This is a genomic window from Nakamurella flavida, assembly GCF_030811475.1.
Classification (GTDB): domain Bacteria; phylum Actinomycetota; class Actinomycetes; order Mycobacteriales; family Nakamurellaceae; genus Nakamurella; species Nakamurella flavida.
This window is the reverse complement of record NZ_JAUSQV010000001.1, coordinates 614,633-630,194: the sequence shown is the minus strand read 5'-3', so window position 1 is coordinate 630,194 and position 15,562 is coordinate 614,633. Positions and strand designations below refer to the sequence as shown.

11 protein-coding genes and 1 riboswitch are annotated in these 15,562 nt (G+C 73.1%); of the genes, 3 read left to right on the top strand and 8 right to left on the bottom strand.

Annotated features, from left to right (window positions below):
- Positions 1–188 precede the first annotated feature (188 nt).
- The 3 genes from metH to J2S58_RS02795 all read right to left on the bottom strand — a co-directional run bounded on the left by metH (position 189) and on the right by J2S58_RS02795 (position 7,305).
- Positions 189–3,992 carry a methionine synthase gene (gene metH / locus J2S58_RS02805; RefSeq protein ID WP_306826323.1) on the bottom strand — a complete coding sequence of 1,268 codons (3,804 nt, stop codon included), beginning with the start codon at positions 3,990–3,992 and terminating at the stop codon, positions 189–191.
- Positions 3,993–4,172: 180 nt separating this feature from the next.
- Positions 4,173–6,335 carry an FUSC family protein gene (locus tag J2S58_RS02800; protein ID WP_205255515.1) on the bottom strand — a complete coding sequence of 721 codons (2,163 nt, stop codon included), beginning with the start codon at positions 6,333–6,335 and terminating at the stop codon, positions 4,173–4,175.
- Between the two features lie 121 nt (positions 6,336–6,456).
- Positions 6,457–7,305, bottom strand: a complete 849-nt coding sequence (locus J2S58_RS02795) for an SMP-30/gluconolactonase/LRE family protein (protein WP_205255514.1) — start codon at positions 7,303–7,305, stop codon at positions 6,457–6,459.
- Between the two features lie 272 nt (positions 7,306–7,577).
- Here J2S58_RS02795 and J2S58_RS02790 point away from each other — a divergent pair, with 272 nt between their 5' ends.
- Positions 7,578–8,555, top strand: coding sequence for a hypothetical protein (locus tag J2S58_RS02790; protein WP_205255513.1), 978 nt, complete (start codon positions 7,578–7,580; stop codon positions 8,553–8,555).
- Positions 8,556–8,558: 3 nt separating this feature from the next.
- Here J2S58_RS02790 and J2S58_RS02785 read toward each other — a convergent pair whose 3' ends face one another.
- The 4 genes from J2S58_RS02785 to J2S58_RS02770 are packed head-to-tail and all read right to left on the bottom strand — an operon-like array spanning position 8,559 to position 12,322.
- Positions 8,559–9,215: a class I SAM-dependent DNA methyltransferase gene (locus tag J2S58_RS02785; RefSeq protein WP_205255512.1), complete on the bottom strand. Its 657-nt coding sequence runs from the start codon at positions 9,213–9,215 to the stop codon at positions 8,559–8,561.
- A gap of 10 nt (positions 9,216–9,225) precedes the next feature.
- The gene (locus J2S58_RS02780; RefSeq protein WP_205255511.1) at positions 9,226–9,735 is read right to left on the bottom strand and encodes a DUF4395 domain-containing protein; all 510 of its coding nucleotides are present in this window, start codon (positions 9,733–9,735) and stop codon (positions 9,226–9,228) included.
- Complete coding sequence (locus J2S58_RS02775; protein ID WP_205255510.1) at positions 9,732–11,108, bottom strand: NtaA/DmoA family FMN-dependent monooxygenase; 1,377 nt, start codon at positions 11,106–11,108, stop codon at positions 9,732–9,734. Before J2S58_RS02775 ends, J2S58_RS02780 begins: the two co-directional genes overlap by 4 nt.
- Complete coding sequence (locus J2S58_RS02770; RefSeq protein WP_205255509.1) at positions 11,105–12,322, bottom strand: LLM class flavin-dependent oxidoreductase; 1,218 nt, start codon at positions 12,320–12,322, stop codon at positions 11,105–11,107. Before J2S58_RS02770 ends, J2S58_RS02775 begins: the two co-directional genes overlap by 4 nt.
- Before the next feature lie 203 nt (positions 12,323–12,525).
- Positions 12,526–12,635: riboswitch (SAM riboswitch) on the bottom strand.
- Between the two features lie 236 nt (positions 12,636–12,871).
- Here J2S58_RS02770 and J2S58_RS02765 point away from each other — a divergent pair.
- Together J2S58_RS02765 and J2S58_RS02760 are read left to right on the top strand one after the other, a co-directional pair.
- Positions 12,872–13,105, top strand: a complete 234-nt coding sequence (locus tag J2S58_RS02765) for a hypothetical protein (protein ID WP_205255508.1) — start codon at positions 12,872–12,874, stop codon at positions 13,103–13,105.
- A 69-nt stretch (positions 13,106–13,174) separates the two neighbouring features.
- The gene (locus J2S58_RS02760) at positions 13,175–13,996 is read left to right on the top strand and encodes a thioesterase family protein (RefSeq protein ID WP_205255507.1); all 822 of its coding nucleotides are present in this window, start codon (positions 13,175–13,177) and stop codon (positions 13,994–13,996) included.
- 21 nt (positions 13,997–14,017) lie between these two features.
- On the opposite strand, the gene J2S58_RS02755 is transcribed toward J2S58_RS02760, so the two are convergent.
- Positions 14,018–15,367, bottom strand: a complete 1,350-nt coding sequence (locus J2S58_RS02755) for a formimidoylglutamate deiminase (protein ID WP_306826322.1) — start codon at positions 15,365–15,367, stop codon at positions 14,018–14,020.
- Positions 15,368–15,562: the final 195 nt, after the last annotated feature.

Genomic DNA, 15,562 nt, shown 5'->3' with positions numbered 1-15,562 from the left:
GGGTGCCGATCCCCGGGCCTCACATAAAAATGCCGCTCAGGACTACCGCGGGTCACCCCGGCTGGAGCCTGTTCGGCCCGTCGCCCCGAGGCGATTCGGCACCCGGCCGTCACACGAACCGGCCCCCGCACCCGATCAGGGCGCGGGGGCCGTTCGCGTGCGTCCCGGACCCCGTACCGGGCCGGCGGTCACTCGTCGTCGGTGCGGTACCCCAGGTTGGGCGCCAGCCAGCGCTGCGCCTCGGTGACGTCCCAGCCCTTGCGGGCCGCGTAGCTCTCCACCTGATCGCGGCCGATCTGGCCGACCACGAAGTACTGGGACTGCGGGTGGGAGAAGTACAGCCCGCTCACCGCCGCGCCCGGCCACATGGCCATCGACTCGGTGAGCTCGATCCCGGTGGCGGCCTGGACGTCCAGCAGGTCCCAGATGGTCTGCTTCTCGGTGTGTTCGGGGCACGCCGGGTAGCCCGGCGCGGGCCGGATGCCGACGTAGCGTTCGGCGATGAGCGAGGCGTTGTCCAGGTCCTCGTCGGGCTGGTAGGCCCAGAACTCGGTGCGCACCCGCTCGTGCAGCCGCTCGGCGAACGCCTCGGCGAGCCGATCGGCCAGCGACTCCAGCAGGATCGCGTTGTAGTCGTCGTGCTCGGCCTTGAACGCGGCGGTCCGCTCGGCCACGCCCAGCCCGGCGGTGACGGCGAACGCCCCCACGTAGTCGGCCAGCCCGGTCTCCGCCGGTGCGACGAAGTCGGCCAGCGAGCGGTGCGGCACCCCCGGGCGGTGCTCGGTCTGCTGGCGGACCTGGTGCAGGGTGGTCAGCACCTCCGTCCGGCTCTCGTCGGTGAAGACCGTGATGTCGTCGTCGTCCACCGTGTTGGCCGGGAAGAGGCCGAACACCCCGGCGGCCCGGACCCAGCGCTCCTCGATCATGCGATCGAGCATCTCCTGGGCGTCCTCGTACAGCCGGCGGGCGGTCTCGCCGGTGGCCGGGCTGTTGAGGATGTCCGGGAAGCGGCCCTTCATCTCCCACGCGTTGAAGAACGGCTGCCAGTCGATGTACGGACGCAGCTCGGCCAGCGGGTAGTCGGTGAACGTCTGGACGAACTGGCGGGCGGTGGCCCGTCCGGTACCCACCGCGCCGCCGTCGCGGTGCACGTCCGGGGCCTGGCGGGCGAGCAGCCGCGGTCGGGGCGGCCGGTATCCCGTCCAGTCGATCGGGGTGGCGTCGGTACGCGCGTCGGCGTAGGACAGCATCTTCTTGGCCTCGCTGCGGGCGGCGTACCGCTCCCGCAGGGCGGTGTAGTCGGCCTCCACGTCGGCGAGCAGCCCGGGTCGCTGGTCGGGGGAGAGCAGCGCCGCGACGACCGGGACGGACCGGGACGCGTCCTTCACCCAGATGACCGGGCCGTGGTAGCGCTGGTCGACCTTGACCGCGGTGTGCGCCCGGGAGGTGGTCGCCCCGCCGATGATGAGTGGGATCTCGAACCCCTGCCGCTCCATCTCGGTCGCGAAGTTCACCATCTCGTCCAGCGACGGCGTGATCAGCCCGGACAGCCCGATGACGTCGGCGTCGTGCTCCTTGGCCGCGTCCAGGATCTTCTGGGCCGGGACCATCACGCCGAGATCGATCACGTCGTAGTTGTTGCACTGCAGGACCACACCGACGATGTTCTTGCCGATGTCGTGCACGTCGCCCTTGACCGTGGCCATGATGACCGTGCCGTTGGACCGGCCGGCGTCCTCCGGGGACTTGCCCGCCTCGATGTACGGGATGAGGTAGGCGACCGACTTCTTCATCACCCGGGCCGACTTCACCACCTGCGGCAGGAACATCTTGCCCGCGCCGAACAGGTCGCCGACCACGTTCATCCCGGCCATCAGCGGACCCTCGATGACCTCGATGGGTTCGCCGCCGCGGTCGGCGATGAGCTGCCGCAGCTCCTCGGTGTCGGTCTCGGCCCAGCTGTCGATCCCCTTGACCAGGGCGTGGGTGATCCGCTCGCCGACCGGCAGCTCCCGCCACGTCTCGTCCGCGCCGGCGGCCTTGGTACCGGCCCCGGCGAACTCGGTGGCGATCTCCAGCAGGCGTTCGGCGGCGTCCGGGCGGCGGTTGAGCACCACGTCCTCGATGCGATCGCGCAGCCGCACGTCGACCTGGTCGTAGACGACCAGCGCCCCGGCGTTGACGATGCCCATGTCCATCCCCGCGGAGATCGCGTGGAACAGGAACACCGCGTGGATGGCCTCGCGGACGGCGTTGTTCCCGCGGAAGGAGAACGAGACGTTGGAGACACCCCCGGAGACCAGCGCGCCGGGCAGGTTCTGCTTGACCCAGCGGGTGCCCTCGATGAAGTCGACGCCGTAGTTGGCGTGCTCCTCGATGCCGGTGGCCACGGCGAAGATGTTCGGGTCGAAGATGATGTCCTCGGCCGGGAAACCGACCTCGTCGACCAGGATCCGGTAGGCCCGCTCGCAGATCTCCTGACGGCGGGCCAGGTTGTCGGCCTGCCCGTCCTCGTCGAACGCCATCACCACGATCGCCGCGCCGTACTTGCGGCACAGCCGGGCGTGCTCGACGAACCTGTCGACGCCTTCCTTCATGGAGATGGAGTTGACGACGGGCTTGCCCTGCACGCAGCGCAGGCCGGCCTCGATGACCTCGAACTTGGACGAGTCGACCATCAGCGGGACCCGGTTGATGTCGGGTTCGGAGGCGATGAGCTTGAGGAAGCGGTCCATGGCCGCGACGCCGTCGATCATCCCCTCGTCCATGTTGACGTCGATGATCTGCGCGCCGTTCTCCACCTGCTGCCGGGCCACGGCCAGCGCCGCGGGGTAGTCACCGTCGCGGATCAGGTTCCGGAACTTCGCCGACCCGGTGATGTTGGTGCGCTCGCCGATGTTGACGAACAGCGAGTCCGCGGTGATGTTCAACGGCTCGAGACCCGAGAGCCGGCAGGCGGTCTCGCGTTCCGGCGGGACGCGTGGCGTGACGCCCTGCACGCAGGCGGCCATCGCGGCGATGTGGTCGGGGGTGGTGCCGCAGCAGCCGCCCAGCAGGTTGAGCAGGCCGCTCTCGCTGAACTCGCGGACCACGCCGGCCGTCTGGTCGGGCAGCTCGTCGTACTCGCCGAACGCATTGGGCAGCCCGGCGTTCGGGTAGCAGGAGACGAAACAGTCGGCGATGCGGGAGATCTCGGCCAGGTAGGGGCGCATCTCGGCGGCGCCCAGGGCGCAGTTCAGGCCGACCAGCAGCGGCCGGGCGTGCCGCACCGAGTTCCAGAACGCCTCGGTCACCTGCCCGGACAAGGTCCGCCCGCTGGCGTCGGTGATGGTGCCGGAGATCATCACCGGCCAGCGCCGCCCGCGCTCCTCGAACAGCGTCTCCAGGGCGAAGATGGCCGCCTTGGCGTTGAGCGTGTCGAAGATGGTCTCGATGAGCAGCAGATCGGCGCCGCCGTCGACCAGCCCGTTGGCCTGCTGCAGGTAGGCGTCCACCAGTTCGGTGTAGGTGACGTTCCGGGCGCCCGGGTCGTTGACGTCGGGGGAGATGGACGCGGTCCGGTTGGTGGGGCCCAGGGCTCCCGCGACGTAGCGGGGTCGGGACGGGTCGGCCGCGGTCACCGCGTCGCACTCCGCGCGGGCCAGCCGGGCCGATTCGTGGTTCAGCTCGTAGGCCAGCTCCTGCATGCCGTAGTCGGCCAGCGAGATGACCTGGGCGTTGAACGTGTTGGTCTCGACGAGGTCCGCGCCGGCGTCCAGGTAGGCGCGATGGATCGCCGAGATGGCCTCGGGCTGGGTGAGCGTCAACAGGTCGTTGTTGCCCTTGAGGTCGCTCGGCCAGTCGGCGAACCGGTCGCCGCGGTACTCCGCCTCGCTGAAGGTGTGCCGCTGGATCATCGTCCCCATCGCGCCGTCGAGCACGAGGATGCGCGACCGCAGCAGGGCGGTCAGTGCCTCCGTGGCGTCGGGGCGGACGAGACTCAGGTCGGGCACGGGGTTCCTCAGTGTTCGGGGATGCAATGTTCGGCGGTGCGGTGGTCGGTCGCGCGGGTCGGTGCGGGTCGGTGCTGGTCGGCGGGGCCGGTACCCGGATGAACGTTACCGGCGTGCCCGGTCATTCCTCCCCTCCCACCGCACGTCACGCCGGCGATGCCGCCGCAGCCCGGGGGAGCCTCAGGGCCGGTGGGTCGGCCCGGCCGCGGTCGGTGTGGTGAGGGAGAGCCCGGCCAGGGTGTGGGCGAGCAGGGCCGCGTCGTCGAGGTACAGGCCCACCCAGGTCACCCGGAGGGCCAGCTGGATCCCCGTCGGTCGATCGGCCCCCGGCGGGTCGGCCAGCAGCGTGGCGACCACCCGGTGCTCCAGGTCGGCCGGCGGGGGCGGCGGCAGCGCGCCGGTGGGGCGGGTGAGGGCGTCGGCCCAGGCCCGGAACCAGACCGCCGACTCCTGGGCGCGCACCCGGATCTCGTCCTCCACCCGGTGCGCCGCCCCGGCGCGCGGGTGGACCGGCATCGACGCGTCGGGCAGGCCGGCCAGGGCCTCGGCCGCCAGTCGGAGCCGGCCCACCCCGTTGGCGGCCAGGCTGAGCTCGGCCACGCCGATCGGCCGGGTCCGTTCGGCCAGGTACTGGCGTAGCGCGCCCTCCAGCCGGACCGAGGCCGGCGCGGCCGCCGGCACCGCGGTGTGCGCCGATCGGCCGCGCAGGGCGGCCGTGACCGCCCCGGTCAGGGTGTCCGTCGAGGCCCGGTAGGCATCGGCCAGGGCCTCCCGGACGGAGTCGGCGGCGCCGCGGGGCCAGAGCAGGACGCCGACCAACAGCGCCGCCCCGCAGCCCAGGGCGACGTCTTCGACGCGCACCAGGCCGAGTGTCCATCCGACCGGCTGCAGGAGGGTGAACAGGACGAGCACGACGACGGTGAAGGCGGCCTGGCCGGCGGCCACGGATCCGGTGGCGGGGGCGAAGCCGGCGATCAGCACGGCCAGGGGCAGCAGGACCCACAGGGTGCCCGGGCCGGTGCCGACCAGCGCGAGAAGGGCCCACCCGACGACGAACCCGACCACCGTGCCGAGCAGGGCCCGGCCGACGGTGGCGGTCGTGCTCACCGCGGAGGTGCGGAGCACCGACATGGCGCCCAGGGCGATCCAGAACCCGTGCTGGACGTGGCTGACCTGGGCGATCAGCACGGCCACGCCGAGGCCGGCCCCCGTCCGCAGGCCGTTCTGGACGGCGACCGAGCCCAGGCGCGCTTGCCGCACGGTGAGCAGCCGGATCGCGTCCCCGGTGCCGACGGCCAGGGTGGTGGTGGATCGGCCGATCAGCCGTTGCCAGACCGGGCGGGCGTCGGCGTCCGCGGCGTCGCGCACCGTGCGGCCGAGCAGATCGCAGGCATAGGCCCACTCGTGGACCAGCTGGGCCCGGTGTTCGGCTCGGAGCAGGCCGGCGCGCAGCCCACTGCCGGCCAGGCTGTCGGCGAGTCGGTCGGTGGCCCGGTCGCGGGCGGCCGACAGCGCCGTCAGGCAGGCGTCGAGTCGATCCCGGTGGGCTCGGCTCCGCTCGGCGGCGGGCAGCAGCTTCGCGGCCGCCGTGAGGACATCGGCGCATCCGGCGACGATCTCCCGGGTCCAGGACGGCCACGCCCGCACCGTGGCCGCACTGGCCCGGCCGGTCAGGGTGGCCAGCCAGTCGACCTCGTCCACCAGGCGCAGCAGCAGCCGGCTGCCGGTGGTCATGCCGACGGGCCGGGCGGCGCTCGCCCGCATCACCCGCCGGAGGTCATCGTCGGCCACCCGGACCGGATCGGGGTCCCCGTCCCCCGGTGCCGCACCGGCCGGGTGCGGGGCGTCGTCGAGCATTCCGTGCAGTCGGCCGGCCAGCGCCCGGCAGGACGCCGCGGACAGCAGTCTCATCCGGTCGTGGTCGGCCGGCGGCCAGAGGAACAGCGCGGCCGGCACGGCCAGGGCCAGGGCGATGGCCCAACCGATCAGCCGGTCGGGGATGTCGGCGGGCGGGGCCGGCACCGTCGCCGGGAGGATGAAGGTGAGCAGCGCCGCGCGGGTGCCGCCGGCCGTGGCGGCCGACAGGAACCCGGCGAAGACCACGAGGAACCCGACCACCGCCATCAGGGCCGAGGCCAGCCACCACGACGTCGACACCAGGGTGCCGAGGGCGATGAGCACTGCTCCGAGCACGGCGAGCAGTCCGAAGGCGGCGGCCCGGGCCTGCCGCGTCCCGGGGAACTCGGCGAACAGCAGCAGGGCGAAGGTGCCGAACACACCGAAGGAGACGATCTGCGGGCGGCCGATGAGCAGATCGGTTACGGCCAGGACGACGGTGGACACCAGGGCCACCCGCACCGCACGCCGGAGCGCGACACGGTCGGGATCGTGGTCCCGGAACCACCCGCCCAGGGCTCCCCACCCCCGCCGCACGCCGTCCCCCCGCGTTCCCCGCAGCCGCGGGTCAGCCGGCGAACGGTCGGAGCGGCAGACCGCGGACCCCGACCGAGGCGCGGAACAGCGACCCGGCGAGCGGATCGTCGTCGGGCTCGAGGTTCTCCCGGGAGGTGGTGATGAACAGCTGGTCCAGGTCCGGCCCGCCGAACGTGCAGGCGGTGACCTGCCGGGCCGGCACCTCCAGGACCGCGTCCAGGGTGCCGTCCGGGAGGTAGCGACGGACGGCGCCGCCCCCGAACAGCGCGACCCACACCCCGCCCTCGGAGTCGACGGTGAGGCCGTCCGGGTGACCGTCGTCGGGGTCGATCTCGACGAAGGTGCGCCGGTTCGTCAGCCCGGCGGCGGTCTCGTAGTCGAACAGCGCGACCCGGCCGGTGGGGGTGTCGTCGAAGTAGGCGAGCGAACCGTCCGGGCTCCACTCCAGACCGTTGGAGATGGTCAGGTCGGTCAGCACGGTGCGGATCGAGCCGTCCGGGTCGAGGCGGTAGAGCTGCGCCGCGCCCGGCCGCTGGTCGTAGGCCATCGTCCCGCAGTAGAAGCGGCCGTCGGGGTCGCAGCCGCCCTCGTTCATCCGGATGGTCGGGTCGCCGAAGACCTCGGGCAGCGCGGTCAGGTGGCCCTCGTCGTCCTCCAGGGCGAACCCGCGTTCGACGGCGATGATGGCGCCGCCGGCCGTGCGGGGCCGGATGACCGCGGCGACGGTGCCGACCTGCCGACGGTGCACGGTGCCGTCGTCGCCGAGGGTCAGGATGTCGCCGGCGAGCATGTCCACCCAGCGCAGCCCGCCCCAGGTGGGCGACCAGGCCGGGCCCTCTCCGTGGTAGGCGACGGGGTCGGTGATCTGTTCGACCTGCACGGTTGCTCCCGGGGGCACGGCATCGGTGGTGGTTGGGGGGGACGCCGAGAATACGGGCCGACCGCGGACGCCCGGCCCGTGCTCGTTCCGGTGACGGGATCTCCGCGGCCGTCACGCAGTGCTGTTCGGGCCGGCCGCACTGTCGTCCGCACAGGTCCACCTCGGGCACCGGGGGCTGATGATGCCCGCTGACCTGCGGCGACAGCTTGTCCGGGTGCCACACTGATGCGGTGTCCTCACTCCCTCATCGGGATGATGGGCCAGCCGGTGTCGTGTCCCGGACCTCCCCAGGATGGCTGAGTCTCCTGCTGGGCTGTCTGCTTCTGCTGACCGGATGTGCCATCGACCCCGAACACTTCGACGGGCTCAACCCCGTCCCCGGCGCCGCCCGCAAGGACGTCGCGTACTCCGAGATGCGCGCCCTGCGCATCGCGGCGGACCGGGCCGAGGCGATCGCCGGCCACGACGGGATCATCTGGCGGTCGTGCAGCGGCGCCGCCGCCGCGGCGGCCGGACTGCAGTGCGGCAGCCTCACCGCGGGCGCCTCGACCACCTCGACCGATCCGGTCGTCGTCCGGCGCCCCGTGGTGGATGCGGTGGCCCGGACAGGGGTGGCCCTCATGGTGATCGGGCCGGATGCGCCGATCGACGATCTGGCTTCCGCCGTCCTGGGCGAACCGTCCACCCCGCTGGTCCGCACCTTCGATCTGGTGGCCGTGTCCGCGCGGTCGGTCGCCGATCTCGAGACGGTCCGGGTGGCGCTGGGGGAGCAGACCTGGAGTCTGATCGGGACAGGCACGACGGCCGGGATCGTCGCCGACTACGCGGTGACCCACCCGGACCGCACCCGCGCCGCCGTGCTGGACCGACCCACCCCGGCCACGACCACCGGGCCCGTGATGAGCACCATCGACACCACCGGCGACCCCATGACCCTCACCGCGGCGGGGCCGGCAGCAGCGCAGATCCGGGTGGCCGCCCGGTCGTGCAGCCCCGGCCCCGCGACACTTCCGCCGGGTGGATCGGACGGATTGATGGCCGCCCCGACCACTTGCGTGATCCCGCCGGTGCTGCTCGTCGCCCCGGCTGCGGGCGCCGTCGGGAAGACCGCTGCGGGCAGCACCGACGACGCCTGGGGTGGGCTGCTGCTCACCGTCTCGTCGGACGCGGCCACGGACACCTGCGTGGACGCGGCCATCGGCGACTTCCTGCTGACCCTCGGCGTGCCGACGAGTGGATCCTGCACCTGAGCGTCAGTCCCGCTGGGCCAGGACGAAGGCCTGCTCGTGCCGCTCGGTCCGTTCCGCACCCCGCGTCATCCGGACGCGGACGGTCCCGCCGTGTGCGGCGATGACCCGGGCGAGCTCATCGGCGGTGTGCAGATACGCGGTCAGGTCCAGGTCGTGCCCGTAGCCGCGAGCGATGTGCCGGCTCCCCGTCCCGCTCTGCCCGGCCACCAGCAGCCAACCGCCGGGCGCCAGCACCCGCAGCAGTTCGCCGACGACCACGGGCAGGTCGACGGGTGGGGTGTGGATCACCGAGTACCAGGCCAGTACCCCGGCCGCCGAGCCGGAGGCCACCGGCAGGGCGTCGATACTCGCCGCCGCGAACGCAAGGTCCGGATGCAGACCGCGGGCGATGCGGACCATCTCGGGGGAGAGATCGACACCGAAGGCCCGCACCCCGCGGTCGGCCAGGTGGCGGGTGACCCGGCCCGGTCCGCACCCGGCGTCCAGCACGGGGCCACGACCGGCCGTCCGGGCCACGAACCCGGCCAGCATTGCCAGGTCGAGATCGGCCTCGGCCTCGTCGATCCTGACCAGGTCGGCGTAGCTCCCGGCGACCGTGTCGTAGGCCGCCCGCACGAGCCCCCACCGGTCGGTCGGGCGGTGGCCCACGCGGTCGGTCATGGCCCGGACGCTAGACGGCGCCCCCGACACGGCCGGTCCCGCGCGCGGGGTGCCGCAGCCGGATGTCGTTGCACGCCTCGCACACCGAGGCCGGGATGACGCCGAGCGCCTGCAGCCGTCCGAAGATCAGACAGCCCAGGCAGATCGCGAACGCGGCCTCCAGGAAGGCGGCGACGGTGATCAGGCCGACGAGCACCCATGCCGCGCCGTGCGCCCCGGCCATGTAGCTGATCAGCGCGGCGACCGACAGTGTGGCCCCGATGGCCTGGGCGAACCGCTTCGGCGGCCCAGGCACCAGACGCAGCGCGCCGAACCGGGGGGCCAGCACCCGGGTGGCGAGCTGTCCGAACACCGAGAACCGGGGCCCGGAGGCCACCCGGGCGAGGAACCCGGCGGCCAGCACGGCGAGCAGCCATGGGCTGCGCGTCACCAGTGTCAGGGCGCACAGCAGCACGACCAGGCCGGCCACCGACCGGGCGGCCTTCTCGTTCACCGGGTTGGGGAAGGTCAACAGACTCATGACGCCACAGCCTTCTTCGTGTTCGCGGGGAGGGCGAGCCCGAGGTGCTCCCGCAGGGTCGTCCCGGTGTACTCGGTGCGGAACACCCCGCGCTCTTGCAGGATCGGGACGACGGAGTCGGCGAAGTCGGCCAACCCGTCGGGGGTGATGTGCGGGACGAGGATGAAGCCGTCGCTGGCGTGGGCCTGCACGTACTCGTCGATCAGGTCGGCGACCCGCTCCGGGGTGCCGACGAAGGTCTGCCGGGCACTCATCTCGATGACGACCCCGCGCAGCGACAGTCCCTTCTCCGCGGCCAGGTCCCGCCACTTCTGCGCGGTTTCCCGCGGATCGGTGTGCTGGCGCACGCTGGCCCGCCCGCGGGCGATGGTGTTCTCGCCGACGACCGGGTCGACGGTGGGTACCGGTCCGTCCGGGTCGTGGTCGGACAGGTCCAGGTTCCACAGCTGCTCGGCGAGCTTGATCGCCGTCTGCCCGGACACCTGTCGGCGGCGGATGTCGGCGGCGTTCTCCTCCGCCTGCTCCTGGGTGTCGCCGAGGGCGAAGGTGGCCGCCGGCAGCACGAGGAGCTGGTCGTGGGTCCGGCCGAACCGGCCGAGCCGGCCCTTGATGTCGGCGTAGAACGCCTGTCCGGCCTCCAGGGTGCCGTGCCGGGTGAAGATCGCGTCGGCGGACGCGGCGGCGAACTCCCGGCCCTGCTCGGAGTCACCGGCCTGGAAGATCACCGGCCGGCCCTGTGGGCTCTGCGGCACGGTGAACTGCCCCGAGATGTCGAAGTGGTTGTCGTGCACCGCGTATCGGCCGGGGCCGTCGCCGGGCACACCGCCCAGGAAGGTGGCCGCCTTGTCCGCGGTCACCTCGACCCCGGCCCAGGAGTCGAACAGCACGCCGGCCGCGTCCAGGAAGCTCTCCGCCCGTTCGTAGCGCTGGTCCTGCGGCAGGAAGCCGCCGCGGCGGAAGTTCTCCCCGGTGAAGGCGTCCCAGGAGGTGACGACGTTCCAGGCGGCCCGGCCGGCGGACAGGTGGTCCAGGGTGGCGAACTGCCGCGCCACCTCGAACGGCTCGTTGAACGTGGAGTTGATGGTGCCGGCCAGCCCGAGTCGATCGGTCACCCCGGCCAGCGCGGCCAGGACCGCGAAGGTGTCCGGGCGGCCGACGACGTCCAGGTCGTAGATGCGCCCGTTCTGCTCCCGCAGCCGTAGACCCTCGGCCAGGAACAGGAAGTCGAACTTCGCCCGCTCGGCGACCTGGGCGAACCGGCGGAAGGAGTCGAAGTCGATGTGGCTGCCCGAGCGGGGGTCGCTCCACACGGTGGTGTTGTTGACGCCGGGGAAGTGCGCGGCGAGATGGATCTGCTTGCGTGGGCGGCTCATGCCACTCCTCCGGTGGTGACGGCGGTGCTGCCGGTGGCCGCGGTGGCCGCGGCGGCGGACGCGTAGCGGCTGGGCGGGCGGTCCAGGCCGAGCCGTTCGCGCAGGGTGGTCTCGGCGTACTCCCGCCGGAACAGCCCGCGGGACTGCAGCTCGGGAACGAGGTCGGCGGTGATGGCGTCCAGATCGTCGGGCAGGGCGGCCGGGCGCAGTCGGTACCCGGAGATCCCGGCGTGCTGCCAGGACGCGAGCACATCGGCGACGAGCGCCGCCGACCCGGTGAGGATGGCGGCGTCGGAGGCGTACTCGGTCCCCTCCGTCCCGTCCGCGGCGTCCAGGCGGGCCCGCCGGGCCGCGCCGGACTCGCCGGGCCGGTCGAGGAACACGACCAGGTCGGCGAAGACCCGCACCTCCCCCTGCTCACGGCCGGCTTCGGCCTCCGCCTCGCGCACCAGACCCACGATGTGCGCGGCGTCGTCCGCGTCGCGGGGCGTCACGAACACGATGTCGGCGCTGCGTGCGGCCAGCCGGTAGGCGTGCTCCACGTGGGCGAGGGCGGTGACGACCGGCTGGCCCTGCGGGGGGCGGGGCACGATCGACGGGCCCTTCACCGAGAAGAAGTCCCCGGCGAAGTCGATGTAGTGCACCTTGGACCGGTCGATGAACCGACCGGTGGCCGCGTCGCGGATCTCGGCGTCGTCCTCCCAGCTGTCCCAGAGCCGGCGGGAGACCTCCACGTGGTCGGCGGCCTCGTCGAACAGGACGCCCAGCTGGTCGGCGTCCCTGACGTCGGGTGGGGTGCGCCGGCCGACGTTGGCGAACTCGGTGGCCCGGTGGGACACCTGGATGCGGGTGCCGGCCCGGCCCCGGGACACGAAGTCCAGGGTGGCGATCGCCTTGGCCGCGTGGAACGGCTCGGTGTGCGTCGCGACCTGGGTGGGGACCAGGCCGATCCGCTCGGTGAGCGGGGCGACGCGGCAGGCGGTGAGCACCGCGTCCAGTCGCCCCTGGACGTGCTGCGGGTCAAGGGACAGCGGAGGCAGGTCGAACGAGTCCTCCACCGTGACGAAGTCGAGCAGGCCGGCCTCGGCGGAGCGGACCAGGTCGACCCAGTAGCCGGCGGTGAACAGCTCGGCCGGCCGGGCGGTGGGTTCGCGCCAGGCGGCGGGGTGCCAGCCGGCGCCGTCGAGGGCGATGGCGAGATGCAGGGGGGTCATGGAAACCTTCGGGGATGGGTGCGGTCCCGGGCGTCGGAGACGCGTCAGGGAGCAGGGGCGAACGGAGGGGCGGCTGCGGTCAGCGCGGACAGAGTGCGCTGTGCGAGCGCTGCAGATCGATGTGGCGGCGCGTCACCCACCGGGCGGTCAGGGCCGGCGAGTTGCTCATGGCGTTCGACCTGCTTCCGCGGGCGTCCGCCCGCTCCGTGCGCTTGCCGCGTCGATCGACACGGCCCGGTTGTCACCTGGAGCACCCCACCGCAGGGAGGGTTGCCGGTCAGCAAGCCAGGGCTCGATGCTGACGCTCATCACCGCTGACGACGATAACAGCGCCGTCGGAATTCCCTACCGCACCGGTGGGGGAAGATGGTCCGTCCCGAAGGCGAATCGGGGAACGCGGGCTCGGTCCCCGGTCGTGGGGTCTTCCGAGGAGTCCGACTCCCGGCGCACACTGGCGTGGGTGCCATCGCACCGTCTCGGGGTCGGTGGACCCGCGGTGGGGAGACCGGCAGCCTGACGCGGTCTGTTCGCAGGGGAGGAGGGTCCGGCGTGACGGCTGCCCGTTCCGACGACGACCGACCCGTCCGGCTGGGCGCCCAGGACGCGCTGCCCACCGGGCGACACTGGCGCTGCCGCATCCACTGGCACCACTTCGTCGACTTCCCCGATCCCAACCCCGAGACCCGCGGCCTGGAACAGCAGGGCTACCGGGCCTGCACCCTGTGCAGCAAGGAGAAGGACACCCGGGAGTACCTGCCGCGACGCGGTCTCATCCGACCCTGACGTCCCGCCACCGTCGGTGGGCCGACGTCGGCGGCATGCCGCTCCGACCGGAGGGCGAGGATGGGGGTCATGAGCGAGGCGGAGCAGGAACGCAGCACACCGGCGAGCGCCGTGCCGGAACACACCGCGCAGGGACAGACCACGACCTGGGACCGGTCCTGGCGGTCGTTCACCTCCATCCAGGGCGGACTCATCGTCGGCCACGCGGTGGCCGCCGCCCTGGCCGACCTGACCTCGACGGCCGGTCGGCGGCCGGTGGTGCGGACGAGCACGACGCACTTCCTGCAGGCCGTGGCCCCCGATCTCGCGGTGACGGCGCGGGTCGAACCGGACCGGCTCGGGTCGACGTCGAGCGTGCGCAGCGGGACGTGGCAGGCCGGCACGCTGCGAGCGGTCACCCAGGTGCTGGCGATCGGTTCGGCCCCGGGTTCCTCCACCACGCACGCCGGGGATCTGCCCGCCGGGTTCGTCGGTCCGGAGGGCGGCGAGGCCCTGGTGCAGCCCGCGGACTTCGTCCCGTTCACCACGCACCTGGAGTTCCGGGCGCTGGGCACCGGGCGGCCCCTGGCCGGCGGCGCGGAGCCCCGGTTGACCGCCTGGGTGCGGCTGCGGGAGCCCGCCCACCTGCCGGACGCGACGACCCAGCTCGGGGTGCTGGTGGACTGTCTGCCGCCGAGCCTCTACGCCGTGCTGTCGGCGCCCGTCATCGTGCCGACGGTCGAACTGACCCTGCATGTCATCGGCACCCCGCCCCCGCTGGGTGCCTGGGTGCGGGTGGACCAGTGGACGGCCTGGCAGGACGGCGGGGTGTGCGTGGACGAGGCCGATCTGCACGACGAGCAGGGCAGCCTCGTCGCCCGGGTCCGGCAGACCCGTCGGCTGCCGCGCTGATCGGCCGGCCGGGCGGTCGGCTCAGTCGCTCGCCCACAGCGGCGCGATGGCCTCGGCGAGCAGGCGCCCGACGTCACCGAGCACGTGGGCGCCGTCGCTGACCACGGTCCGACCCGCGACCACGACGGTGTCGACGTCGCATGCGGTGGCGCACAGCAGGATCTGCCCCGGGAGCGATCCGGCCGTCCGCGGGGAGTCGGTTTGGACGGCGACGAGGTCGGCGGCCGCCCCGACCTCCAGGCGGCCGGCCGACGGCCACCCCAGGGAGTCGTACCGGGTCGCCGCGGTCAGCAACTCGACGGGGGAGAAGCGGCCCCGTTCCCGGCTGTCCAGCCGTTCGTGCATCTCCAGCGCCCGCGCCTCCTCGAGGAGATCGATGACGGCGTGCTGATCGGACCCGAGGGACAGCGGCGACCCGGCCCGCTGAAGGGCCCGGGCCGGGCCGATCCCGTCGGCGAGATCCCGTTCGGTGGTCGGGCAGAAGCAGGAGGTGGTGCCGGTGCGGCCCAGGGTGGCGATGTCTCCTCCCGTCAGATGGGTCGCGTGGACGGCGCTGGTCCGCGGGCCCAGCACGCCTTCGGCATCGAGCAGGGCCGTGGGGGACAGGCCGTAGAAGCCCTGGCAGGCCTCGTTCTCCGCTGGTTGCTCGGACAGGTGCACGTGCAGCGGCCGGCCGGCCGCGGCGTCCGCGACCACCCGGAGCGCGCCCCGGGGAACCGCCCGTACGGAGTGCACCGCGGCGCCGATGCGCACGGCGTCCGTGTCGCGCAGCAGGGCGACGCGTTCGGCCCACCGGTCCGCGGTGCCGTCGCCGAACCGGAGCTGCCGGTCACCGAGCTCCTGGTGCCCCTGAGATGTGAGACCCCCGGCCAGGTAACAGGTGTCGAGCAGGGTCAGGCGGATCCCGGCGTCGTCGGCGGCCTGGACGAGTGCTGCACCCATGGCGTTCGGGTCGTCAAAGGGCCGGCCGTCGGGCTGGTGGTGCAGGTAGTGGAACTCGCCGACGGCGGTGATCCCGGCCAGGGCCATCTCGGCGTAGGTCGCCTGGGCCAGGGCCAGGTACCGGTCGGGATCCAGGCGGCCGGCCACCTCGTACATGCCTTCGCGCCACGTCCAGAACGTCCCGCCGTCGCCGTGGGTGCGCCCGCGCAGCGCGCGGTGGAAGGCGTGGCTGTGGCAGTTGGCCAGACCGGGCAGCACGACGCCGGGCAGGCGGGTGGCGTCGGGATGGGGCTCCGACCCGACGGCGACGTCCGTCAGCACGCCGGCCGCGGCGGTGAACGACACGTCCCGGGCCGGGCCGGTCGGGAGCACTGCGTCCCGAGCGAACCATCGGGAGACCGTGCGCGTCACCGGATCGGGATCGTTCACCGGCCGCTGCGCGACGTCGACCCCGCTGCTTGCCTCCGGACCTCGACTGCGGTCGACAGGGAGAGGATCGGGTGACGGGACGGCGGTTCCGGACATGCCGTCAGCCTCGCATCCGTCGAGCCGACGCCGGCGCATGGCCGCGGAGGATGTCTGACGGATCGGCGACGGCGAGGTGCAGAAGGAGCGGTGAGGTCA